The organism is Roseburia sp. AM16-25, assembly GCF_003473825.1.
In the GTDB taxonomy this organism is placed as follows: Bacteria; Bacillota; Clostridia; order Lachnospirales; family Lachnospiraceae; genus Pararoseburia; species Pararoseburia lenta.
On the sequence record NZ_QUCW01000001.1, the window covers coordinates 315,765 to 340,370 of the forward strand.

Annotated in this window: 24 protein-coding genes and 1 other annotated feature; of the genes, 5 read left to right on the plus strand and 19 right to left on the minus strand. The window is 45.4% G+C overall.

Annotation, left to right across the window (positions count from 1 at the left end; all coding sequences use genetic code 11):
• Positions 1-14: 14 nt before the first annotated feature.
• Positions 15-857: a sugar phosphate isomerase/epimerase family protein gene (locus DW183_RS01580; RefSeq protein WP_118280326.1), complete on the minus strand. Its 843-nt coding sequence runs from the start codon at positions 855-857 to the stop codon at positions 15-17.
• Between the two features lie 198 nt (positions 858-1,055).
• Between DW183_RS01580 and DW183_RS01585 the strand changes: the two genes are divergently transcribed.
• Entirely contained in the window at positions 1,056-1,292 is a 237-nt protein-coding gene (locus DW183_RS01585) for a hypothetical protein (RefSeq protein ID WP_118280327.1), read from the plus strand.
• Positions 1,293-1,294: 2 nt separating this feature from the next.
• On the plus strand, positions 1,295-2,500 hold the full coding sequence (locus tag DW183_RS01590) for an AraC family transcriptional regulator (RefSeq protein ID WP_118280328.1): 1,206 nt from the start codon (positions 1,295-1,297) through the stop codon (positions 2,498-2,500).
• Between the two features lie 50 nt (positions 2,501-2,550).
• Here the strand turns inward: DW183_RS01590 and DW183_RS01595 are convergent, their stop codons facing one another.
• From DW183_RS01595 to DW183_RS01620, 6 genes are all read right to left on the minus strand, one after another.
• Positions 2,551-5,094 carry a family 78 glycoside hydrolase catalytic domain gene (locus DW183_RS01595; RefSeq protein ID WP_118280329.1) on the minus strand — a complete coding sequence of 848 codons (2,544 nt, stop codon included), beginning with the start codon at positions 5,092-5,094 and terminating at the stop codon, positions 2,551-2,553.
• A 131-nt stretch (positions 5,095-5,225) separates the two neighbouring features.
• Entirely contained in the window at positions 5,226-6,077 is an 852-nt protein-coding gene (locus DW183_RS01600; RefSeq protein ID WP_118280330.1) for a glycerophosphodiester phosphodiesterase family protein, read from the minus strand.
• 115 nt (positions 6,078-6,192) lie between these two features.
• Entirely contained in the window at positions 6,193-7,344 is a 1,152-nt protein-coding gene (locus DW183_RS01605) for a toxic anion resistance protein (RefSeq protein ID WP_118280331.1), read from the minus strand.
• A 31-nt stretch (positions 7,345-7,375) separates the two neighbouring features.
• Positions 7,376-8,686 carry a 5-bromo-4-chloroindolyl phosphate hydrolysis family protein gene (locus tag DW183_RS01610; RefSeq protein WP_158572990.1) on the minus strand — a complete coding sequence of 437 codons (1,311 nt, stop codon included), beginning with the start codon at positions 8,684-8,686 and terminating at the stop codon, positions 7,376-7,378.
• A 93-nt stretch (positions 8,687-8,779) separates the two neighbouring features.
• Positions 8,780-9,970: a DUF4179 domain-containing protein gene (locus tag DW183_RS01615; RefSeq protein ID WP_158572991.1), complete on the minus strand. Its 1,191-nt coding sequence runs from the start codon at positions 9,968-9,970 to the stop codon at positions 8,780-8,782.
• A 34-nt stretch (positions 9,971-10,004) separates the two neighbouring features.
• A complete protein-coding gene (locus DW183_RS01620; protein WP_118280334.1) occupies positions 10,005-10,514 on the minus strand; it encodes an RNA polymerase sigma factor in 510 nt (169 codons plus the stop codon).
• 203 nt (positions 10,515-10,717) lie between these two features.
• Between DW183_RS01620 and DW183_RS01625 the strand changes: the two genes are divergently transcribed.
• Both DW183_RS01625 and DW183_RS01630 read left to right on the plus strand, forming a co-directional pair.
• Complete coding sequence (locus DW183_RS01625) at positions 10,718-11,536, plus strand: SDR family NAD(P)-dependent oxidoreductase (RefSeq protein WP_118280335.1); 819 nt, start codon at positions 10,718-10,720, stop codon at positions 11,534-11,536.
• Between the two features lie 90 nt (positions 11,537-11,626).
• Positions 11,627-12,103: a COG2426 family protein gene (locus DW183_RS01630; RefSeq protein WP_118280336.1), complete on the plus strand. Its 477-nt coding sequence runs from the start codon at positions 11,627-11,629 to the stop codon at positions 12,101-12,103.
• Between the two features lie 107 nt (positions 12,104-12,210).
• On the opposite strand, the gene DW183_RS01635 is transcribed toward DW183_RS01630, so the two are convergent.
• The 7 genes from DW183_RS01635 to DW183_RS01670 form a co-directional block, all read right to left on the minus strand.
• On the minus strand, positions 12,211-12,945 hold the full coding sequence (locus DW183_RS01635) for an amino acid ABC transporter ATP-binding protein (protein WP_118280337.1): 735 nt from the start codon (positions 12,943-12,945) through the stop codon (positions 12,211-12,213).
• A 19-nt stretch (positions 12,946-12,964) separates the two neighbouring features.
• A complete protein-coding gene (locus DW183_RS01640; RefSeq protein WP_118280338.1) occupies positions 12,965-13,645 on the minus strand; it encodes an amino acid ABC transporter permease in 681 nt (226 codons plus the stop codon).
• Entirely contained in the window at positions 13,626-14,285 is a 660-nt protein-coding gene (locus DW183_RS01645) for an amino acid ABC transporter permease (protein WP_118280339.1), read from the minus strand. The genes DW183_RS01640 and DW183_RS01645 overlap by 20 nt, the downstream gene beginning before the upstream one ends.
• A gap of 40 nt (positions 14,286-14,325) precedes the next feature.
• Complete coding sequence (locus DW183_RS01650) at positions 14,326-15,216, minus strand: transporter substrate-binding domain-containing protein (RefSeq protein WP_118280340.1); 891 nt, start codon at positions 15,214-15,216, stop codon at positions 14,326-14,328.
• A 446-nt stretch (positions 15,217-15,662) separates the two neighbouring features.
• On the minus strand, positions 15,663-16,703 hold the full coding sequence (locus DW183_RS12600) for a DUF3877 family protein (protein WP_243069489.1): 1,041 nt from the start codon (positions 16,701-16,703) through the stop codon (positions 15,663-15,665).
• A gap of 23 nt (positions 16,704-16,726) precedes the next feature.
• Positions 16,727-18,415, minus strand: a complete 1,689-nt coding sequence (locus tag DW183_RS01665; protein WP_118280694.1) for a carbon starvation CstA family protein — start codon at positions 18,413-18,415, stop codon at positions 16,727-16,729.
• A gap of 85 nt (positions 18,416-18,500) precedes the next feature.
• Positions 18,501-18,763: a binding site (T-box leader), on the minus strand.
• Positions 18,764-18,898: 135 nt separating this feature from the next.
• Positions 18,899-19,168, minus strand: a complete 270-nt coding sequence (locus DW183_RS01670; protein WP_118280341.1) for a hypothetical protein — start codon at positions 19,166-19,168, stop codon at positions 18,899-18,901.
• A gap of 182 nt (positions 19,169-19,350) precedes the next feature.
• Here DW183_RS01670 and DW183_RS01675 point away from each other — a divergent pair, with 182 nt between their 5' ends.
• Positions 19,351-20,010: a TVP38/TMEM64 family protein gene (locus tag DW183_RS01675; RefSeq protein ID WP_118280342.1), complete on the plus strand. Its 660-nt coding sequence runs from the start codon at positions 19,351-19,353 to the stop codon at positions 20,008-20,010.
• 72 nt (positions 20,011-20,082) lie between these two features.
• On the opposite strand, the gene DW183_RS01680 is transcribed toward DW183_RS01675, so the two are convergent.
• The 5 genes from DW183_RS01680 to DW183_RS01700 all read right to left on the minus strand — a co-directional run bounded on the left by DW183_RS01680 (position 20,083) and on the right by DW183_RS01700 (position 24,521).
• Positions 20,083-20,655, minus strand: a complete 573-nt coding sequence (locus tag DW183_RS01680) for a cytidylate kinase-like family protein (RefSeq protein WP_118280343.1) — start codon at positions 20,653-20,655, stop codon at positions 20,083-20,085.
• A gap of 12 nt (positions 20,656-20,667) precedes the next feature.
• Positions 20,668-21,360, minus strand: coding sequence for an LrgB family protein (locus DW183_RS01685; protein ID WP_118280344.1), 693 nt, complete (start codon positions 21,358-21,360; stop codon positions 20,668-20,670).
• Positions 21,353-21,742, minus strand: a complete 390-nt coding sequence (locus tag DW183_RS01690) for a CidA/LrgA family protein (RefSeq protein ID WP_118280345.1) — start codon at positions 21,740-21,742, stop codon at positions 21,353-21,355. The genes DW183_RS01685 and DW183_RS01690 overlap by 8 nt, the downstream gene beginning before the upstream one ends.
• A gap of 99 nt (positions 21,743-21,841) precedes the next feature.
• Positions 21,842-23,551 carry a methyl-accepting chemotaxis protein gene (locus DW183_RS01695; RefSeq protein ID WP_118280346.1) on the minus strand — a complete coding sequence of 570 codons (1,710 nt, stop codon included), beginning with the start codon at positions 23,549-23,551 and terminating at the stop codon, positions 21,842-21,844.
• A 187-nt stretch (positions 23,552-23,738) separates the two neighbouring features.
• Entirely contained in the window at positions 23,739-24,521 is a 783-nt protein-coding gene (locus DW183_RS01700; protein WP_118280347.1) for a ZIP family metal transporter, read from the minus strand.
• Between the last annotated feature and the right edge of the window lie 85 nt (positions 24,522-24,606).

Consider the following 24,606-nt stretch of genomic DNA (forward strand, 5'->3'; position numbering starts at 1 on the left):
TAGGCAACTAAAGTTTAGACATTCTCATTCATGAACTTGGCACTCAACTGGAAGGACTTGATCGGAGATTTATCTACCCAATTCTTATGACTTTCCAGAACAACAGCATCCACACCATTTTCCTTCACAATATCGACCATGGTCTTTAAATCCATATTGCCGTAACCCAGTTCCATACTGTCTGAGGTCAGAATAGAGGAAGTCTTTCCCTCTACACGGCTGCCTCTGTCGTTGATGTGATACAACTTGATACGGCTTCCCAGACGCCGCATGAGTTCTACGGTATTAACACCTGCCTCTGTCGGCCAGTAAGAGTCAAACTCAAAATTAACGTATTCCGGATCCGTGTTTTCAATGATGCGATCATAAGCCGTCTGACCATCAATCTTACGGAACTCACAGTTGTGATTGTGATAAAGGAGTTCGATACCATCCGCCTTCAGACGTTTCCCGCAGGCATTCAGATCTGCGATCAGTCCATCCACAGCCTCTTTGTCAGAATAATCAAAATGATGCATTCCGGTGATAACGATATATTTTGTTCCATAGGATTTTGCCTCTGCGATGGCTTCCTCCGGAACACGCTTCAAAGTGCCAAGATCCTGATGGATGCTGACTACCTTTAAATTTGTATCAGCCAGAAGCGCATGCCAGTCCAGATTTCCACTCTTTCCCATCGGCATGCCTGCAAGACGTGTGATTGCGCGGATGGTAAGCGACATATGCTTTATCATATAACTACAGAGTTCAATGCCATCGTATCCTGCCTCTTCCATCAGGCGCAAAGTCTCTTTCGCCTTTGCCTCTGTACCGATCACGGTGCGCAACTGAAACTGCTGTATTGCTTTTATTGCCATATTCCTTTCCTCCAAAAATCTATAAATCTTTTTTTACCTATACTATCTTATCTGCCTCTTTACATTGTTTCGACCAGATTTTGTATTTCCTATCAGAAAATTCGTCATCTTTTCTTCACGTTTTTTCTGATCTGTGTTAAAATCATAATGATTTCATGTTGCACCTATGTGCATTCTTTTTGATAGGAGGATTTTATCATGAGAAAATTAAAAAAAGATACCGATTTAGCCAAGTTTCTGATCGCAGTAAAAGCATGCAAAAACGACGTGTTTTTTGATTCTAATGAGGGAGATATCCTGAATCTTGCATCTACACTGAGTCAGTATGTCTTCTGCTCCATTGCAGGAAAAGAAAGTATATTGGAAAACGGCTCTGTCCGTTGTGTAAATGAGGAAGATTATAGCCTTCTGGCCGATTTTTTATGTGAGGACTAAGCATGACCAAGGACGAACAGATCAAGTCCTATATGGATTTGCTCTTACATACCAACAATCTCTTTGGCTGGATCTATGATGAGCATATGCAGATGCTTTTTACCACCTATCCCGGGGATGACTATCAGGGTTTTGATGCCTTGTTCCAACTGCAGGTTCCCCCTGCATTAAACGGTGGATTGCCCTCCCATCCTCGCTTTATCTATTCCTTTTTCAACCTTGCCTGGCTGATTGACTTTGAGATTGTTGACAACCAATTAAAAAAATTCTATGTCTTAGGGCCAACCTTTACCGGAGAAAATTCCTACAACGAACTGGTAAAGGCTATGGATCAGCGCAACCTGTCCATCAAGACAAAGGCAAACGTCTCCAAACTGCTGACCTCTCTTCCCATTGTTGCAAGCAATGTCATGATGAGTTATGCTAGTCAATTGCACTATCTGATCAGCGGAACAGCCATTGATATAAACACCATCGAGAGCGTACAGAACAAAGGAAACTACGAAAATCCTTCCATTGTTCCATCATCGCAACAGCATCACGGCATCTGGGCCTCCGAGCAGGAATTTTTGCGTCTTTTCAAGGATGGAAACCCGGACTATAGCAAGGCTCTGCAGAACTCATCTCATCTGAGTAATGGGGTCAAGCACAATCCCAAAAACAGTCTACGTGCCGCCAAAAACAATGCCTTTGTGCTTTTGACCCTGATCTCGCGCGCCGCGATTGAGGGTGGTGTCTCTCCAAACGTAGCCTATGATCTTTGTGACTTTTACGGGCAGCGCATTGAAGACTCCGTTTCTCTGGATGATAACGGTACTGTTATAGAAGAAATGCAAACAGTCTATTTCCAGAAAGTTTGCGAAGCCAAACACACCGACGGCATCTCACCGATCGTCAAAAACTGTTGTGATTATATCGGCGTGCATATCAATGAGAAACTTTCCATTGGTGATCTGGCAGAGCGCGCCGGTTATTCCGAATACTATTTTTCCCGCAAGTTCAAGCAGGAAATGGGCTGTACCATTACCGAGTACATCATGCGTGAAAAGATTGAACGCGCCAAGGTGCTCCTCAGTACGACCAATATGAGCATTTTGGATATCAGTATTGAATTATCCTTTAATTCCAGATCTTATTTTTCGGACTCTTTCCAAAAGATTGCCGGAATCGCACCGGGTGAATACCGTAAACAAAACATAAGGCTGTAGCAAAACGCTACAGCCTTTTTATCATTTCTCTATACTCTTGTGAAGCAATCCTACTTTGATACAATCTCATGTTTTCCTGCTTCCAAGGTCACTTTCTGCCCGTCCTCTAAGTAGACCTCCGCTGTCACGTTCGCCGGGATCTCGAAGGTGTAATGGATGTTATCTCCCTCATACTTCCAAGCACTGACGATCTTTCCAACCGGAGAGACATACTCCGCATGCGCATACCCCAAGGATGCATCCGGGTATGGATGGATAGTAACATGCTTATTCTCTAAGTGGATACCGCAGACACCACCAAAGAGCCAGCCACAGATCGCACCATAGGAATAATGGTTCAAAGAAGCATGCACTTCCCCTTTTTCGTTGATACCATCCCATGTCTCCCAGACGGTATTGGCACCCTTTTTCACCTCATAAAGCCAACTTGGTGCCGTATCCTGCAAGAGCAGACGATAAGCCGTGTCGGTATGTCCGTTTTCCGCCAAGACCTGACAAAGGAATGGCGTACTAAGGAAGCCGGTGTTCAAATGATAATCATTCTTTACTACAAGAGCATTCAGGTCTTCGACTGCCTGCTTCTTGTCTTCCTCCGTCAAAAGATCAAAGGCAATGGCTCTGACATATGGTGCCTGACGCTCACCTATGATCTTACCATTCTCTGTTGCCGCATCACGAAAAGCAAGGGTCGCTTTCTCGGAAACTTCTGCGTAATGCTTTGCCTCGTCCTCATGCCCTAAGATCTGTGCGATCTCGGATAACATTTTACCGGAATGTGCAAAATATGCAGTAGCAGAGTCAACCGGTGTCTTTCCCATCAAGGAAGCAGAGTCTACGCCTGGCTCACACCACTCGCCATAGTCGATACCTGTCTCGATCGTATAATCGCGATATGGGCTCTTTTTCTTAAAGATCTTCTTGATGTCCTTTTTCTTGGCACGATCTTCGAGGAAAGCGTACCACTTTTTCATCATATCGTAATTTTCTTCCAAAATACGCACATCATCATAACGCTTGTAAAGAGCATATGGCACGATGATACAAGCATCGCCCCAGCCTGTCGAACCTGACAAAAGTCCTGAGAAGAAACTTGGCTTACTGTTCAGCGGTGCAATGTTTGCAATCTTTCCGTCATCGTACTGCATAAGGCGGCACTCGCCCAGCCACTTGCGGAAGATACTGTAACAGTCCTCAAGGAAAATACCGGTATCTACGAATACGCCGGCATCCCCCGTCCATGCGGCACGCTCTCTGGTCGGACAATCCGTCGGCACATCACAGAAGTTGGACTTCTGGCTCCAGATACTGTTGTGCACCAACTGGTTGACATCTGCATTGCCACAGGAGAAATGTCCGATCTGCTCCATAGCGGAATACACGGCAATGGATTCAAAATGTGCGGTACTCAGGTCGATATCAGTCTCCACCTTAGCATACTGGAATCCCCAGATAGAAAACTTGGTATGATAGGTATTCGTTCCCTCTTTACAAATGAAGGTAACCTTCTGCTCGGTTCCGCCGCCCTTATGACGCTTGCGATCCTGAAAATTCTCTGCCGTAAAGTTGCCGTTCTCATCCAGTGCCTCGCCGTGTGTCAGGACAAGACGATCGCCTTCATGCGCCTCTAAGGTAAAGCAGATATAACCTGCCAAATTCTGTCCGTAATCGATCACGGTCTCGCCATTTGGAGTTGTCATGATCTTTCCTTCAAAATGCTCATGTTCCTGCACCGGGACACTGTTGGTCGCCTTAAATAGACTATTGTCTGCATCCACTACACTTACGCCATGCCAATCCGTAATGTCTTCCTTATTTGCATCATAGACCTCGCCCATCTGCATATCTGCCTGACGAAGCGGTCCTGCCTGGGAAACCTCCCATGTCTCATCCGAAATACAGATGACCTGTCCGGCATTTTCCAACTGGAAGAAAAAGGCAAGCTCGGTACCGAAAAGATTTCTGTCTCCATCAACGCCGGAATAACTGCGATACCAGCCATCTGCCACTTCTGCTGTAATGGTATTTTCTCCGTTTTCCAAAAGTTCTGTCACATCATAGGTCTGATATGGCATCTGCTTGTCATAAGAAGATGTTCCCGGAGCAAGGACAAAATCGCCCACTCGCTTGCCGTTAATCCCGACCTCATAAATACCATGTGCGCTGACATAGGCTCTTGCATCTTTGGCATTTCCGTCAAAAGTAAAGGTCTTGCGCAGATAAGATACCGGCTGCATCTCGTCCGTATTGATCTGTCCCTCCGGGTTGATCCATTTTGCCACAAACTGATCTGCCTTGATAATCCCCATCTCAAAATGAGCATCCTGACTCCACTCGCCGCAGACATCCTTTTCGTCCCACAGGCGCACATGCCAGACAACCTGCTGCTTGCTTGCAAGATCTGCATCCAGCATGACATTCATGCTGTCACTTGCTACCTTGCCGCTGTTGTATATGACATCTTCACCGGTCTTTGCCTCGATCTCATAGGCAGTCTGATGAATACCATCCTGACAGATCCAGGAAAGACATGGCTTTTGCACATCAATCCCCAATGGATTTTCCATTTGTTCACAACGTAATCTGATTGCTTTCATACTTGTCTCCTTTTTTGCTTATCTCTAACGAAACTCGTCATTTTTCTGATACGATAAGTTTATTATAGGAGTCCACAAGTCCTGTGCTTTTAGATATTTTGTTTTTCTGTCGGAATATTGCTTATCTTTGCCTAATTTTTAAAGACCGGTCCGTCTTTTGGCAGGAAAGAGTCGAAAATAAAGATGTCGAAATCATCCTTACGATCTTCCAACTGCTGCTGGCTCTTGATCGTCCATGCCACTGCCGGTGCGTGATAGAGTTTGCGACATAAAGTGCGCGACAGATCCTTATAATACTTATGATGGTAGGCAATAAAATCCGGGCTGATCAGGAAATTGACCAGCATATGATGGGTAATGCCATAAACAACCTTTGGCATGTCAGTCATGCCCTCCTTTATATAGGAGTCGGATAAGATACCACGCACGATCTCCTTGCGATTGCGGCGATACCAGAGCACGGCTAAAGGGTGAAAAGACTCGACGCAGTAAAGCCCCTTATAGTCCTGTAACAGAGCATCTGCCATCTCGCATACCTTGGCGCTCATGCCAGGCACCTTGTATTCAATAATGAGCGGCACCTTGCCGTCAATCAGGCGCAGAACTTCCTCAAAGGTCGGAATGGTCTGATCAGACTTGCAGATATGATAGCCCTGCAACTCCTCAAAAGTCAGGTCGCGCACCTTGACATCTGCCCCACAGATACGCTTCAAGTCAAAATCATGGCATACGACCATCTTCTCATCCTTGGTCAACTGCACATCCAGTTCGATCCCGTATCCGGCATCCACTGCTTTTTGAAAAGCATTCAGGGAATTTTCCGGTGCGTTGGTCTCATTGTCATGTAAACCACGGTGGGCATACAAGCGCCCTTGAAAAGGTGTAAAATCCGGACGGTTTATCATGCGCGGCATGATCATGAGTAAATAAAGTACAACAATAACTAAGATGATAATTCCTATCACTTTTAAAACAGTAAGCATCTTGTGTCCCTTCTTTCTTGTCATTTGTAAAAACTATGCCTGTTTTTTCGTTTTAGACAAACAAGAATGCCACGCGCAAAAAGTCTTGCGCATGGCATTTACATCCTATACTATATTATCCGCGAACTTCCAACATCTTGTTCTTGAGTTCGGTCTCCAGACGCTGCATTTCCTGCTCAGCCGCCTGTCTCTTTGCACGTCCATCCTCCTGAATCTTCATGACTTCATCAAAGGTTGAGATCAGGGTCTCATTGGTATGCTGTAAAGTCTCCATATCCACGATACCACGTTCGGACTCCTTGGCTGTCTCAACAGATGCCGTCTTTAAGAGGTCTGCATTCTTCTTGAGCAGTTCGTTGGTAACATCGGTTACTTCGCGTTGTGCCTTGGCTGCCTGATTGGAATGTTCGATACCAAGGGCAAGTACCATCTGGCTCTTCCAAAGAGGAATCGTGTTGACCAATGTTGACTGGATCTTTTCTGCCATCATGGTGTCATTGTTCTGTACCAAGCGGATCTGCGGTGCTGTCTGGATCGAGATCATACGAGTCAGTTCCAGATCATGCAGTTTCTTCTCGAAACGATCGCACATAGCCTCGATATCCTTGGCTGCCTGTGCATCCTCCGGCAGATTGCTTGCCTGTGCCTTTGCCTTGGCTTCTGCAAGTTCCCCATTTCTGACTTCTTCCAGTTTCTGCTTGCCGGCAATGATATACATGGATAATTCCTTGAAATAGGAAAGGTTGGCATCATACATCTTATCCAAAAGTGCAATATCCTTCATCAGTGTTACCTGATGCTTCTCCAATGCCTGACATACATTGTTGACATTGGTCTCTGTCTTGTCATACTTTGCCTTGAGTCCGGTCACTTTGTTGGCAGACTTTTTAAAGAGTCCTAAAATTCCCTTGTCCTCCTCTGTGATCTCAAAACTCTTGAGTTCCACGACCAGACCGGATAACATATCTCCGACTTCGCCCATGTCCTTGGTGCGTACATTTTTCAGTGCATTTTCGGAAAAATCAGCCATCTTCTTCTGGGTTCCTGCGCCATACTGTAAGATAGCCTGTGAGTTGTGCAGATCGATCTTCTGTGAAAAGTCCTCGACCATCTTCTTTTCTTCTGCTGTCAGATTGTTCTCGTTAAATGCAGAATCTGCCACAAGTTCTGTCTCCTCTGCGACTGTGCTCGGCAATTCCTGCGTGTCCGGTGTCTCTCCAAATGTCAGTGTAGGCGTTGTCGTAAAATCCTTAAATTCTTCTCCCATGTCTCTTCTCCTTGTCCTTTTTATTTATGATCTATTTCTTTGCTGAAAAATCGTCTTCTTTCAGACCTTCCTGCGCCAACATAGTGTTGAGCACCGAGATATCGGAAGAAATATCCCATGCACGGTCTGCAAATAAAGAGTCCAGCAATTTTTCAAATGCCACGTTCAATGAATCTACGGCATCTTCAATCTCATGCTTGGTCTTGGTCACATTCTCACCGGCTACCGGCTGTGCATCCAGTTCGCGGTAAGAGTCTAATAACTTCTCCGTCATCGGCAGATAGTATTCCATCATCTTGTGCAGATCTCCTGCCACCTCCGGATGGATCTTGACTTCTTCAAAAATACGCTGTACCAGTTGCTCCATCTTATCCAGTTTGCGGGAGATCTCCTCACCCGGAATGGCATCGTTGCACTCTCTGATATGGGCAACATAACGCTGTCCCTCCGCAATGAGTTTGCGACATTCTTCCGGCAACTTGTCTTCTTCTGCCTCTTTTGCTTTCTTCTCTGCCTGCTCTTTTTTGAAGTCCTCACGCGCCATCTGGTACTGCTCATAAGTACGGTCTGATAAGATCAGATATTTATTATCATAGTCCAGATGTGCCTGATAGAAAAGATGTTGTCCGATCATCTTCTCCAGATCCTTCATGGTATAGTCTACGGATTTGCCAACCTTTTTTGCCAGTTCCTCCACGGATATGTAAGCATGTTCCTCCAAACGATAGGTATATTTTGAAAAACGGCTGAGCATTTTAAACCTGTTGGTGCCACCGATCCCCAATGCCGTACCGCCGACTGCCATGGCAAGGAATAAGATCAGCGGTGCCAGGAAATAGGATCCGGCAACGCCAAATGCGAATGCCATCACGGCTGAAAAGAAAATACCAAGACCCATGAGGGGATAACCGATCGCCATCATCAGGACACAGGATGCCTTTGCCGGGCTCTTGTCATAAAGAGGAAGTCCCTGACTTGCTGCCATATCCGCGCGCTGACGTGCGCTCATGTCATTTGCCATCTGCGCCACACCGCCTGCCATCTGGGCTGCGGCTTGCCCAAAGGCTCTGCCCATGCCACCAGCCATGCGCCCCATATTGCCTGCCATACGTCCCATATCTCCAGCCATGCGTCCCATATCACCCGCCATACGATTTCTGTCATTTGCTCTTTGGGAGGCATCGCGCATAGAGGAAGATACCCCTTTGCTAAATGAGTAGAGTGCGCCATTGACCATATCACCGATGGAACCCGCCAAATCTCCAAAGTCTCCACTGTTGATCGCATCATTGACCGCATCTTTTAATTCTTCGCCCAAATCATCCCACTTATTATCTGCCATAAAAAGAACGCCTCCGCATACCATAAAAATCTAGTTTTATGATATACGAAAGCGCCTGAAATTGCAATGTTTGTAAAGATTTCCTTTCTTCTGTTATTGTAGCGGAATCACGAAGAAATCACTTTCTTCATAATGCGCCCCGCCATCGGCATCTGTCTTCGGATAATTCTTTTGTAAAAGGATTGCCTCCACCTGATCTGCTTCGATCACCCGATCCAAAGCAAACAGGCTTTCATAGGCAGTCTGACTGTCATCCGTATAGCCGTAATTTCCGCCATTTGCCAATGGGTATAAGAGACTGCCATCTTTTAATTTTACCCCAAAGAAGGTCGGTACCGCATTGTCTTCATTTGCCTCTCCCAGATCCGCCTTGCTATCCTTCTTGCTCAGATCATAGGTCAGATGAATAGAGATCGGGGAAATTTCAACTGAGTCTACCACAATACCGGTATCGCCGATCTTCTGGGCGGTCTGATAGGTCTTTGCCACATCCTTACCAGTCAGCGGAATGGTGAAATCCCATTCTCCGGTCAGGACACCGGTGTACTCTGTCTTATAGAGGGTTCCCAGATTTTTAAAGGAAACTTTCAATTCCTTGCCCTTGATCGTATCGCTTGGATCATTCAACTGTAACTGCATCTGATAAGTCAGAGATCCATCGTCCGCCTTATAGCGACCGATGATATTGCCGTCCGCATCTTCTTCATAAGGCGAGCCGTCTGCATATACTACAAAGCCATCCTCGCCCGCGATCAAGCCATCATAAAAACCACTGCTGGCATTAAATTCCGTGTTATCTATGCGCACATCTTCAAAGCCCGGCTCTTTTCCGTCCTCCAGATCATAACCTGTCACGGAAAACGTGATAAAGGCAACATACTTATCTACAATCATCTGCGTCGGTGTCACCGTCACGCCATTATTTGTCACCGCCATAGCCTTAAGGTTTGGCTCCTCCTCCACACTGGTTGCCAAGCCCTGATCGGTCAGTTTCGCCTGCTGCTCATCCGTCGCCTGCAAGAGTCCTTCCATGCCACGGCTCCAATAATGATGTGCTGCTGCCGCCACAGTGGTGCCTCCTACTGCCAGCAGACAGATGCATGCCACAGCAGCTGCCTTTTTATGCATTTTTTTCTTCTTTTGAAATGGTACGACTTTATGATTCTTTGGCATTTTCCTTTCTCCTTTCGCCCTGATCTGGCAAAAGGCATCCTCGGCTTTTTTTTGTACTACTTCCGGTAGTTCCACATCCGCCTTAAAGATTTCTTCTATCTTTCTCTCCATTCCGGACTCCTTTCTTTTCACTCCATTGCTGCCCTTATCCATATTTGCGATAGTAGACCGCCAGTCGTTCTCTGCCTCTTTGCAGCCTTGTCTGTACGGTACTCTTTGGGAGTTTTAACATATCCGCGATCTCATCGATCCGGTAGCCCTGACTGTAAAACAGGGTCATGATGATGCGGTATTTTTCATCCAAAGATTCCAGTGCCTCCCGAAATTCCAGATCACCTTTATCTTCTGTGATGGGCTCTGCGTATTCTTCCAGTTCCACGCAATTTCGCCTTTTCTTTCGGATGTCATAACATTTGTTGATCAAGATCCGCGTCAGCCATGTTTTAAAAAATTCCCGTTTTCGCAAGGTATGTATCTTCTCCCAGCAGGCAAGGATCGTATCTTGTATGGCATCTGCCGCATCCTCATCATTCATCAGGATCGCAAGTGCGACGCGGTACATATCCTGCATGTATAATTGCATCAATTCCGCGAATGCATCCGGGTCTCGTCCCTTTGCCTGGTCAATTAAATATCCATTTTCTATCTTTGACATTTCACAGTCCTTTCGCGCGCTTCTATAAAGCGTGTGCGAAGCGTCCTTCGTTTTCGCCTTACATATATTAGACAGCAGATTGCGGAAAAAATCTCATAATATAAAAAATCTGTTTAACATTTTTTAAACATAAAAGTTCTATGCTAGGGCATAGAAAGATAACAAACGGCATACCGCATGCCGTATTATAAGGAGAATTTATCATGAAAAAAGAAGTATGTGTGATCACCGGTGGGGGCAGTGGCATGGGACTGGCTGCTGCAAAATATATGCCTAAGGAAAAGATCATCCTTGTAACAGGGCGAACATTGGCAAAATTGGAACGTGCCGTAACAGAATTACAGGAAGCAGGATACGAAGCCTATGCCAAGACCTGCGACACCTCAGTTCGTTCTCAGGTGCAGGAGTTAGCAGCATATGCCGCCGAACTGGGCGAAATCAAAAATGTGATCCATGCCGCCGGGCTTTCCCCTGCCATGGCAGATCCTGAGAAACTGCTCCGCGTCAATGCACTTGGCACCGTCTATATCAATCAGGAGTTTTCAAAATATATGAAAGCAGGTAGCGTGATCGTTGACATTTCCTCCAATTCCGCCTATATGATCCCGGGATTTCTGGCAAATAAAAAGACTTTCACTCTGGCTGATACCGACGAAGATCTCTTCTTAAAAAAATGTCTGAAACTACCTAAGATGCTAAAAGATGATTACAAGTCTTCCGGTCTGGCTTACGGTCTGTCCAAGAAATTCGTCATCTGGTATGCTGCCAAATGCGCTTTTGATTACGGATCAAAAGGCATCCGTGTCTGCTCTTTGAGTCCGGGACTAATTGCTACGGATATGGGAAATCTGGAAGCCAAAGAAGGCGGCTCACTCCTAGAAACGGCTGCAGAAAAACGCATGGGTACGCCGGAAGAACTCGGCTTTGCGATCGCTTCTGTTGCTGATGAACGTAACGGCTATCTTGCCGGTGTCGATGTATTAGTGGATGGTGGAAGCACGATCGGGCGTAATTATAGCTAGATCTATGCTTCAAATCCAAGATAAAAACCATTGCAAACTTTCCTCTTATCATATATCATTTACATAGTTAAGCATTTTTAGGAGGATACAATGTTAAAAAGTTATCTGATCACATTTTTTATTTCCATGGTTCCGATCGTGGAACTCAGAGGCGCGATTCCCTATGGTACACTGTTATGTAACCCACCGGTTCCGCTTCTTCAGGCATACATTATCTCGATCATCGGTAATATGCTCCCGGTTCCGATCATTTTCTTCTTTGCAAGAAAGGTGCTGGAGTGGGGCGCAGATAAGCCGATCATCGGCGGCTTCTTTACCTGGTGTCTGAAAAAAGGCCACAAGGGTGGTGCAAAGTTACAGGCAAAAGCCGGACGCGGACTCTATGTTGCCCTGCTTTTGTTCGTAGGTATCCCACTTCCGGGCACAGGCGCATGGACAGGTACACTGGCAGCCTCTTTCCTTGATATGGATTTCAAAAAAAGCACGATCTCCGTTATGGGCGGCGTTCTTCTTGCCGGCGTCATCATCGGAGTGCTCTCCGCAGTCGGAATTAACGTCCTGAAATAAAATCTTCATATGCAAAAAGAGTTATCGGTTCTAGTCAGATTCTTTCACAAGATATCTGCCAACCTGTAACTCTTTTTTATTGGCATACATAATATTTTAATTTCTATTTAATCAAACTGGAAGACATTCAAAAACTGCTTTGCACGTTCCGTCTTTGGATTGGTGAAAAATTCTTCCGGCGCTGCTTCTTCTAAGATCTTTCCCTGGTCGATAAATACAACTTTATCCGCAACTGCCTTGGCAAACTGCATCTCGTGTGTCACGATGATCATCGTCCTGCCCTGCTTTGCCAGATCCAGCATAACATCCAAGACCTCGCGTACCATTTCCGGATCCAGAGCCGCTGTCACCTCGTCAAAAAGCAGGATTTCCGGGTGCATACAGAGCGCACGCACAATGGCAACTCTCTGCTTTTGTCCACCGGACAACTGTCTTGGGTAACTGTTTGCCTTATCTTCCAAACCGACACGCTTGAGCAATTCTCTTGCTTCCGCCTGTACTTCTTCTTTTTTTCTTTTCTGCACCTTGATCGGTGCGATCGTGATATTGTCTAAAACACTCAAATGGGGAAAGAGATCGTAACTCTGGAACACCATGCCGATCTTTTGACGCAACTCTTCCAGATTGTCTTTTCCTACGGTCTTGCCCTCTAAGATGACCTGGCCTCCCTGGATCGGTTCCAATGCATTGATGCAGCGCAGCAGGGTACTTTTTCCACAACCACTCGGTCCGACCACAACGACAACCTGCCCCTGTTCGATCTCTAAATTCACACCGTCCAAAATGCGGTTGCCCTCATATTCTTTTATCAGATCTTTTACCTGAAGTAATGTTTCTGCCACTTTACTTCCTCCTTTACGCCTAGGCTATGTTCCATTTTTTCTCAAGGTATCTCGCCAGCATACTGATCGGCCAGCACACCAAAAAGTACAAAATGAAAACGATCAAAAAGACACCAAATGCCGCATTCGGGCTGGTCATACGATTTGCTTCGATGATCTGCTGTGCCACTTTTAACATTTCCACAACACCGATCATCAGCACCAGACTGGTCGTCTTTATCATACGCGTGATCAGGTTGATCGACAAGGGGATCAAACGCTGGATCGTCTGCGGAATGATAATGTAAATATAGGTCTGACGTTTGGTAAGTCCCAAGGCTTCACTGCTTTCAAACTGATGCTTTGGAATACTGATGAGCGCCCCACGCACGAGGTCTCCCATCTCCGCCGTTCCCCACAGAACAAATACGATCACGGATGCAACCTCGCCGGATAAATTCCAGCCCAAGGCTCGTGTCGTACCGAAATATACAATAAATAACAAGACCAACTGTGGCATGATACGGATGATCTCCAGATAGACACGGAAAATTACTTTTACCACACGGTTTTTTACTGTCATCAGCGCACCAACCAAGACGCCCAGAGGCAGGCTGATCAAAATGGAAACCAGACTGATCTTCATTGCCACCCAAAGACCGGACAGGAGGCGCAACATATTGCTTCCCTTAAAAAGGACATCAATCCCCAAATCCAGCATAGCGCACTCTCCTTTCCAGCCAGGTTCCAAGCAAAGAAACCGGCAATAAGATGATCAGGTAGAATACTACCAAGAGGAAAAGGCTCTCTGTCGTCTTATAGTAAAGTCCGATCAGATCCTTTGCCGTAAACATGAGATCCATCAAACTGATGGCACTGAATACACTTGTCTCTTTTAATAAGAAGATAACATTTGCCACAAATGCCGGAATACTGATGGAAACTGCCTGTGGCAGAACGATATAACGCATAACCTGCGCACGGTTCATGCCAAGACTGAGGGCGCTTTCGCTCTGAATCTTTGCTACAGATTCCAGACCACTGCGGAAAGCCTCTGCCATATAAGATCCACCAAGGAATGCCAGACCAACGACACCGCAAGTCTCCGGCTGCATCATGATACCGATCTTTGGAAAGCCATAATAAATAAAGAATAACTGCACCAAAAGCGGTGTATTTCGGCTGATCTCAATATAAACGGCCACGATCTGTCTTGCGACCGGCACCTTATGATACTGAATCATGGCACAGATCAGACCTAGCAGGATAGCGAATGCGATACCGATCAGACCGATCTTGACTGTCAGCACTGCCGCTCTTTCATACATTGGTAAATACTTTGTCATAAATGCTATATCCATGGTATCGCGTTCTCCTTTCCTGTATTTTTCAAATTCTTACTTACTCTGTTTTGCCACCTTCTACTACAAGGCTGTCTTCATAATCTGTTCCGTAAGTATCTACTAATGTCTCTTCGTAATCTTTGTGGAAGAAGTTTTCCTGTCCCAATGTCTCGATCTCGCTGTTGATCCACTCACGAAGGCTGTCATTTCCCTTTGTCACTGCAGGAGCGATCGTATCCTTGTTGCCAAGTTCAGAAATACCTACGGTATAACCCTTGTTCTGAAGTGCAAATGCGATAACTTCTGTGTTGTCATTTGCCCATGCAACAGATGTTCCGTTCTGGAAGGCTTCTTTTGCAGTTGCATAGGAATCAAATTTCTGTAATGGGATATCCGGATAATTCTCTGTCAGATATGTCTCAGCGGTTGTTCCTGAAATAACAATGATGGAATCATCTTTGTTCCAGTTATCCAGACTCTTAATCACATTGTCTTCTCTGGAAACAACACCAAGTGCTACATTCATGTATGGAAGTGCAAAATCAACTTCCTGTGCTCTTTCTTCGGTAACGGTAAAGTTGGCTAAGATAATGTCAACCTTGCCTGTCTGCAAATATTCGATACGGTTTGCAGCCTCTGTAGATACGAAATTGACTTTTACGCCAAGATCCTTTGCCAGACGGTTTGCAAAGTAAACATCATATCCCTGATAGTCGCCGTTCTCATCCACATAACCAAATGGGTTTTTGTCGGAAAATACACCAATGTTGATAGTTCCATCTTCCTTGATCTCGTCTAAGGTACGATAACTTCCTGATGCTGCATCAGATCCGCTTGCTGTATCTGATTTTGCACTGTCGGAATTGGAACTTCCGCATGCTACCAATCCTACGGTCAGGATACTGGCTACTGCCACTGCTAATAATTTCTTTATTTTCAAATTCTTCATTTTAAGTTCTCCTTTTTGTAATTAGTAAATTTCTCTTTTATCTTCCTATATCTTATACTACGCACGATTTTTGGCCTTGTGACTCGTAACTTATCAGACTGTCTCAAGCGCCGGCGTATTTCCTCTCAAACCGAATTTGCAAAACCGCAAAAGTCTTACATCAAAATAGAGCAACAACAACAGTCGCATCTCTCCATTTCTGATTCTGCTTGAGAGTTCTGCATTCGTGCGTAGCACATACATCGCGTTGTTTTTTCATGTAACACTTTCATGTTTTTGCCTCCTTTTCTTTTCGATGTTTCCGATTATATCCCACTATTCCTATCGTGTCAATAGGAATAGTGGGAGAAAATTTAACTGCCCTTGTTTTTGTGAAGATACAAGAGCAGTTATAAGAATTGCGTTGTGTTGTATAGAATTCAGATCATCAAATCTCAATTGATCATTTACGAAATCAGATCTGCATAGTCTTCCGGTGTAAAACGATGATAAATGATATGACAGCCTTCCTCATGAAAACAATAATAATAAGGATCGTTCTCGCGGTCTTTGCAATGGATGGCATAATCAAAGTCTGCATCCTGCATATCCTGGAGCTCAACCGCCTGACTATATTTGCCAAACAAAGTCAAGAGTTTCTCCCTACTGCAATCATGCGTCTGCACCAGAGCGACCAGTTCCTCTAAAAATCCGTCATCGTGCATATTCGCATGCACATATGCCACACCTTCTTCCGGGATCTCGATACAAAAGCGTCCCTGTTTGCTGCTGCAACGGACATTTCCCAGTGTCCGGGTCACCGTTTCCGGCAAGGCATGCAGGACATCCAGCATTTCTTCCTCGCTCATCTGCCTGCCAAAGAAATGGCAAAGGGATGTCAGGGGGAAATAGAGGCGGATGACCTCCCGCCGATAGCCCAGTTTGATCTGTTCTTCCCAGATAAAGTCCATGAGATTTTTTGCAAGGCGTTCATAGCCTGCTTGCATTTTGCCGGTATTTCTTTGCGTCACATCTTTTTCTCTCAATTGTTCTTCACCTGCCTTTACATAATGCAAGGCATTTTCATGCTGGTGTTCTATTTCTTCTGCTGTCAACATCCGGTGTCGTTTTGCAGGACTTCCCAACACAAGACTCCCATCCGCCACCTGCATTCCCTGGGTAACCAATGCGCCGGCTCCCACCATACAATCCATACCAATGTGTGCTCCATTCAGAACAATTGCACCCATACCAATAATCGTATTATCCGCGATCGTGCAACCATGCAGAATGGCACCGTGTCCAATGGAAACATTTTCTCCGATTTCTACCGGGTACCCGTCTCCTGCATGTATGCAGACATTATCCTGCACATTGCTGTTCCGCCCGATCCTGATCGGCGCCGTATCCGCCCGAAGCGTCGCATTATGCCATATGCTGACACCCTCTGCCACCGATACATCGCCTGTCATGACCGAAGAATCTGCCTGATACCACTTTTTTTTCATTACCAGTCTCCTTTTGCAAAGGATTATGCCTGCGCTTCTTCCTTTGCGCCAAATAATTTTTTCAAACAAGAAAATGCAACACAGACACCTAAGACCATCAAAAGGAGGGCAACGATAAATTGCAGACCATCTACTAAGAAGGTTGCCTGACCACTTGCGATATTACGAACCAGAGCAATGGTCTTCTGGATCAGTGCTGTAAATGTAACTGCTAACATAATAAACATTGGTGCGTATAATGTCCAGCCTGTTCTTCCTGTTGTCTTTAAGAATACAGAAAGCGCGATCAAAACCAAGGCTGCTAACAACTGGTTGGCAGAACCAAAGAGTGGCCATACATTGTTGTATCCGCCCAGTGTCAAAAGATAACCAAAGAATAAGGTGATGACGGTTGCAAAATATTTATTGGTGAGCACTTTCTGCCATCCCGGCATCTTAGACGTATCTGTGGTATCTCCAAGGAAAAGTTCCTGGAAGGACATACGACCGATTCTTGCGACTGAATCCAGAGATGTCAAAGCCAGTGCAGATACGCACATGGTCATAAATACGGTTGCCACCTGTACCGGCAATCCCAATTTTTCCAAGAAACCTGCAACGCCGGTAGAAAAGATGGAAAATGGTGTTCCCTCCGGCTTTGTACCATTGACGGCAACGGCACCTACAACAACCAGCGCAACAATACCAAGCAGTGACTCTACGACCATGGCGCCATAGCCAACCATCGGCATATCTTTTTCATTGCTGATCGTCTTAGAAGATGTACCGGAAGATACCAGGCTGTGGAATCCGGAAACAGCACCACAGGCGATCGTTACAAACAAGGTCGGGAAGAGATAACTTCCGTCTACATTAAAGCCATTAAAAGCATTGAGCTGCATAGTCGGATGTGCGACGAGGACACCAACAACCGCACCGATGATCATGCCCAATAGCATAAAGGTTGTCATATAATCTCTCGGCTGCATCAAAAGCCACATTGGCATAACCGATGCTAAAAAGAGGTAAGCCATGATGATGTAGATCCATGCTGTCTTGGTTGCATAGATCGGGAAATGCATACCCAGTGCAAACATGCCGACCAAAAGTGCGATAGCAAGAACGGCTCTGACCCACTCTTTCATCTGTCCGACGCATTTTTGAATAACGCCAAAAATGATGGCAACTACGATAAACAACATAGAAATAGAAGCGGCAGCAGAATCTGCATATGCTGTCGTTTCGCTCATGTCAGCCACACCCTTGCCTACAAAGGTACCGGCAACCATATCGGTAAAGGCTGCGATAACGAGGAGGGTAAAGAGCCAGCAGAAAAGCATAAACAACTTTCTTCCTGTCTTGCCGATATACTTTTCAATGATCATTCCCATGGACTTTCCTTCATTTTTAACAGAGGCATATAAGGCTCCAAAGTCCTGTACTGCTCCGAAAAAGAGTCCTCCGATAATCAACCAAAGGAGTACCGGCACCCAGCCGAATACAGATGCTAAGATCGGTCCGGTGACAGGACCTGCACCTGCAATGGATGAAAATTGATGGGAAAATACCGTAAACTTAGATGACGGTACATAGTCCTCTCCATCCTCATGTGTGTACGCCGGGGTCTTTGCCTTTGGATCGATCCCCCATTTGTTTGCAAGCCATCTTCCATAAAACAGATAGCCGGCGCCAAGTGCTACAATTCCGATTAAAACAATAACTAATCCATTCATGTCTTTTTCCGCGCTCACGCGGCTCCCTTCTAAAAATTTCTAGCAAAGAGTCTATGTACTAAAAAAGCCTCCGTCTTTAGCACTCACTAAAGACGAAGGCTCTATGCTTCCGCGTTACCACTTTAATTGCCACAAAATGTGACCTCTCAACCTCATCACCGCAATCCATCTTGCAGAAATAAGTCTCCATATAACGGTGGAAACCGGTGGCACCTACTGACCAGGAAGGTATTCAGCGCACTGCTCGCAGAGGATAATCAAAAGAACCATACCTTGTCTCGCACCAACCGACAAGTCTCTGCACTGTATGAGATGTCCTCATGATCTTGTTCTGTTCCTTGCATTTACTCTTTGTTTGTTCTTAAATTACCACCGGTTTTTTTCAATGTCAACAAATTTTCTTATAATTATTCCACGATATCTGCAATTTTGTGAATAATTTAAAGTTTTTCCAGGTTTTCCCGTGCATTTTTATGAACTATTTTACTGCTTTTGTATGGTTACCTCCAGATATTCATTCTCGAAATCGCTTCCGCTATCTTCTGCTGTCTGCGTATTCAACGCGATTCTTACAGAAGGTGATACACTCATGGATGCGCTGGAGCCATCCGTATATTCTACGCTGCAATCGATCACAACCTGACTCAGGATCTCCTCCAAAGCCTGTCTTTGGCTTGCTGTCAAGATCCGGCAGAAGCGGAGGATATCTTTTCCCTCTGCCTCGACAAACTGCTCAAATTCTGCTTGCTTCATATTGATTATCCTTTTTGTCTATTTCTCACATCGATGTAAGATTCCCTTACACCTTTATATTGTCATCAATTGCCTTTGGGTTTTGTGTTTCTAAAATCTTTATTAAGAATTTCATTTCGCCATACACTTCCCATAATCTGTGCTAAAATATACCATAATAAGACGTTTATACGGGAGGCATCATGAAAAAACACGTACAAAGATTTTTTTCCATACTGGCTATTATATTATTCTTCGTTATCACATACTACATGGGACGACCGCTGGTTGCCTTTGTATCCGAGCCGGGAGCCTTTCAGGCATGGGTAGATGCACAGGGTTTTGTCGGCGTTCTCCTCTTTCTTGGTATGCTGGTCTTGCAGGTCTTTGCCGCCATCATTCCGGGTGGTCCTTTTGAGATCGCAGCAGGCTATGCTTTCGGCATTGTAAAGGGAAGTCTGATCTGCGCCATCGGTACCACCCTTGGCAGTATGGTTGTCTTTTTCCTCGTCCGCCGTTTCGGACACAAATTCCTGCATCTGTTCGTTGAAGATACAGAATTGGAAAAATTGACTTTCTTAAAAGATCACAAAAAAATGGAGAGCATCCTCTTTCTCTTGTTCCTCATTCCAGGAACGCCCAAAGATCTGCTCTCCTACTTTGTAGGGCTTACGGATATCTCCGTTTCCCACTGGCTCTTTATTTGTTTTGTCGGCAGACTGCCCGCCATTATCCTGTCCGTCCTCAGCGGACATGCTCTGAGCAATGCCCAGTACCATATCGCGGTTATTAGTTTTGCCATCATTGTGATCGCCGCAGGGCTTGGCGCCTACTTTGTCAGCAAGCACAAAAATAAAGAATGACCCCAGACACATGCTTATGTCAGATGCGATCGTTTGTGACAGACTTCATAATCGCACAAGTGCGCCTCTATCCTAATGATCTGTGATCGTCCTAACTGCCGTCTGGATGGCTTCCATTACCCCCTGGGTGCCAAGGCGACTAACATTTAAGCACAGGTCGTAGTTACCGGCGTATCCCCAATCTTGTCCGGTATAGCGCAAATGATATGCACGTCTTCTCTCATCCGTTTCTTTGACCGTTTCTTTTGCCTTGCGCACAGAAACACCGTGTTTTTTTGCAATGGTTTCTACACGTTGCTCGACTTGCCCCATCAGGAAAATGCGAAGCGCATCCTCTCTATCACAATAGGCATAGTTGCCACATCTCCCCAACAAAATAAAGTCGTCCTCAGGCATAATCTCACTCAACGCCTGCTTTGGTCGTTTGTAAAGTGCCTGATCATCCTCAGCCAACAAAATACTATACGACAAGGTATCCACCGGATTTTCACCATAGAAATCCGGGAAACGATCAAGTGTACCCTTGCTACGGATCAAATCGCTCACTTTTTTCCGATCATAAAACGGGAGTTGATACATTTTTGCAAGTTCCTGTCCGATCAAATCTCCCTGACAGCCGCACTCGCGCGCTAATGTTATAATCATACGTTTTCCCTCCTATAATAATCCGGCAAATACCGATGAAAATACCACGGTAAGCAGACCTGTGACTGCAATGGCAAGACTGCTCATGGCACCTTCGACCTCTCCGAGTTCCATTGCCTTGGCTGTACCAATGGCATGCGCAGATGCTCCAAAGGACAATCCCTTTGCGATAGGATCTGTAATGCGAAAGATCTTGCAAATGGCTTCGCCCATGATATTTCCCAAGACTCCGGTCACCACGATAACAGCAACCGTGATCGTCACATAGCCGCCCAACTCCTCCGATAGTCCCATACCGATCGCTGTCGTGATCGACTTTGGCAAGAGTGTAACATATTCCTGGTGGGACAACCCAAGCAAAAGAGACAGGACAAATACGGTTCCCATGCTGGTAAAAACACCTGCCAGGATACCCAGAAGTACTGCCCGCCAATGCCTTTTTAAAAGCTGCCACTGCTCATATAAAGGAATAGCAAGACAGACTGTTGCCGGGGTCAAAAACCAACTCAGATATTTGGCACCTGCATCATAAGTGTCATAGTCTACATCCGCGACCACCAAGACCAAGATCGTGATCACAATGGAGATCAAGAGTGGATTTAGAATGCCGAGTTTAAACTTTTTCTTTAAAAAGGATCCTGCCAGATAAGCAAGCAGGCTGATAGTCACGCCCGCAAATAAAGACTCCTGAAAAAAACTATTCATCTGCCTGCTCCTTTCCTTCTGCTTTTTCGGTCTTTTTCTGCTCTTTTCGGATCACAGTTTGTGATACCAATCCTGTCGCCGCAGCAGCAGTGATCAGACTGACGACTGTAATCAGGCTGACCGGGAGCAACATAGGCTTGAGCACACCCCAGGACACCATCAATCCGACTCCCGCCGGGATAAACATGACCGGCATGATTTCAATCAGGAACTTGCCTGCGTCACGCACCGATTCCAATTTGACGATTCTCGTCATCAAAGCAAGAAACAGGAGAACCATGCCATAGATACTTGCCGGGATTGGCAGGGGCAAGAGATACTTGAGACCTTCCCCCATAAAAGTGATCACTAAGATGATCAAAAATTGTTTTAAAAATTTCATTTCTTCTTCCTTATACTTCATAGATATAGTATGTGCAGTTTTGCGCACAAAAAAATAACTGCTGGCGCTTATGCACCAACAGTTATTATAGTAACTCTTTTATTCTTCTGTCAAACTAAATCTTGCAACAATCTCATCCATGCTGGTTGCCTGTGCTGACAACTCCTCACTGGTTGCAGAAGTCTCTTCTGCGGTTGCTGAGTTGGACTGGATAATATCTGCAATACGTGTAACACCTGCATCTGCCTGTCCCATTGACTCAGCCTGCTGTACGGATGTCTCACTGATGCCCTTAGAGTTATCTGCCAATTGATGAATAGCCTCTACTACTTCAACCAAGACTTTTTCTGTTCTCTCTGCTGCCTTGTTACCAACTTCGATCTCACGGATAGATTCCTCGATCAGTTCTCTGGTATTGACAGCGGACTTAGCACTCTGCTCAGCCAAGGTACGGATCTGATCTGCAACGACTGCAAATCCTTTACCTGCTTCACCTGCTCTTGCAGCCTCAATAGAAGCATTCAAAGACAGAAGGTTTGTCTGGCTTGCTATATCTTCGATTTCTGTAATGACAGAACCGATCTTCTCAGATGTCTCACTGATGCGGTTCATAGCCTCTACCATGACGCTCATTTCGTTGCGGCTGCTCTCTGCCTCACCGGCAACACGCTCTGCTTCTGCATATGCGTCATTGGTCTGATCTACTGTATTGTTCAATCCATTGGTAATCTCATCAATGGTAGCCTGCATCTGCTGTGCAGAAGCAGCCTGATCTGTAGCACCTTCAGCCAAAGCCTGTGATGCCTCTGCCAGGTTCAATGCTCCGGCAGATACCATTTCAGAAGCCTCACGGACTTCCTTCAAAGTTCCATCGATCTGGATCTTCATCTCACGGATAGAATCCAGAAGTGGACGGAAGTCTCCGGTATATTCTTCTTCGCAGGAAGTTTGGATATTGAAGTTACCATTGCTCATTTGTCCCAGCAAGTTCTCCATATCTGCGAAGATAACAGACAACTTAGTCGTTGTATCTGTAACAGACTGTACCATTTCGCCCAGTTCATCATCGTTGCGATACTCTGGGAATGGGGATGTCAGATCACCCTGTGCGAATGTCTCTAATCTCCTTGCCAGATCATCCATCGGCTGTGCGATATCCTTGGCAATCTTGCCGCCGATCTTGGTTGCAAGGATACATGCTGCAACAATGATCACAATGATCAGCAACAACATGATAAGTTCCATCTTTTGCAAAGATGAATGTGTCTTATCACCTAAACTGATGTTATCATCCATCAAACCCTGAAATGCCTCTGAGGCTGTTGCATATGCAGGTGCTAGTTCATCAAAAGCAGCATCCTGTGCCTTCTTTGACTGTTCTGCGTCAGTTGTTGCACCCATTTTCAGAATCTTGGCATCCACTTCTAAGTAATTATCCAATGTTGCGACAATATTATTGTAATCTTTCTCGCCAGCCTTGGCAACAATTGATTTCTTGATTTCCGGCAATGCGGCCTGTAAGTCCTCCACTGCCTGATCATGAATCTCTACCATCTGATCAATCTGACTCTGGTCGCTGTAACCGATCGCGCCTCGTGTTGCACTTCGAACATCTGCCAGATCTGCCATCGCCTGTCCGATATCTCCCTGGGGGAATGCATAATTCGTCAATACTTTATTGTACTGCGATGCAACCACAAATAAGAGAATTGCTGCGATGATCGCTGCCACACTGGCAATCAAAACAGTGATCAGCGAACTCACTGTCAACCTTTTTTGAATCCTCATTTTCTCTAGTTTCTCTAACATACTTTTCCCCTTGTCGTGAATGAAATATTATATATGACTGCACAAATAATCATACTAGATCTTGTATATAATGATACGCTCAAATACACTTTATGTCAACGAAAAAAGGGGCAAATTCCTTGCCCTGTACTTCATCTTTTATGGTTCTTTTCTCACTTCATATTTGTTGCACTCATCAACGATTTTTCTACCCCAGCGCAACGTCAAGCATCATCATCACCGTAAAACCGACCGCAAACATAATCGTTCCTATGTTGGAATGTTCGCCAGCAGACATTTCCGGAATCAGTTCTTCCACGACAACATATATCATGGCTCCGGCCGCGAAACTCAATAAATATGGTAGTACCGGTATAATAACACCTGCGGCTAAAATCGTGATGATCGCGCCGATCGGTTCCACAAGGCCAGACAAAACACCGTAGATAAAAGCTTTTCTTTTACTCATTCCCTCTGCATGAAGGGGCATGGAAATGATTGCTCCTTCCGGTAAATTTTGTATCGCAATGCCGATAGACAATGCCAGTGCGCCAGTCAATGTGATGCCGCTGTTTCCTGCATTCCAACCGGCATAAACGACGCCTACTGCCATGCCTTCCGGAATGTTATGTAATACGACTGCCAGAACCATCATGGCACTTTTCCCAAGGTTTGTTTGTGGGCCTTCTGCACTTGTGCTATTCATGTGCAGATGTGGGATGATGTGATCTAAAAGCAATAGAAACAGAATACCGATCCAGAAACCGACTACCGCCGGAAAAAAGGACAATTTTCCCATGCTTTCTGATTGCTCGATTGCCGGAAGCAGCAGACTCCAGATTGAGGCTGCAACCATGACACCTGCGGCAAATCCCGTCAACACACGCTGAATTCGTTCATTCAGACCTTTTTTCATGAACAGAACACATGCTGCACCAAGCGATGTGCCTGCAAATGGTATTAGTATACCTGTGATAAGATTTGTGTTCATATGTTTGCGCTTTCTATATGTAGGCTGATACTTAGTGTTTTGTAAAACTTGTAAATTACATTTTCTCGTGCGGTTAGTTGTTACT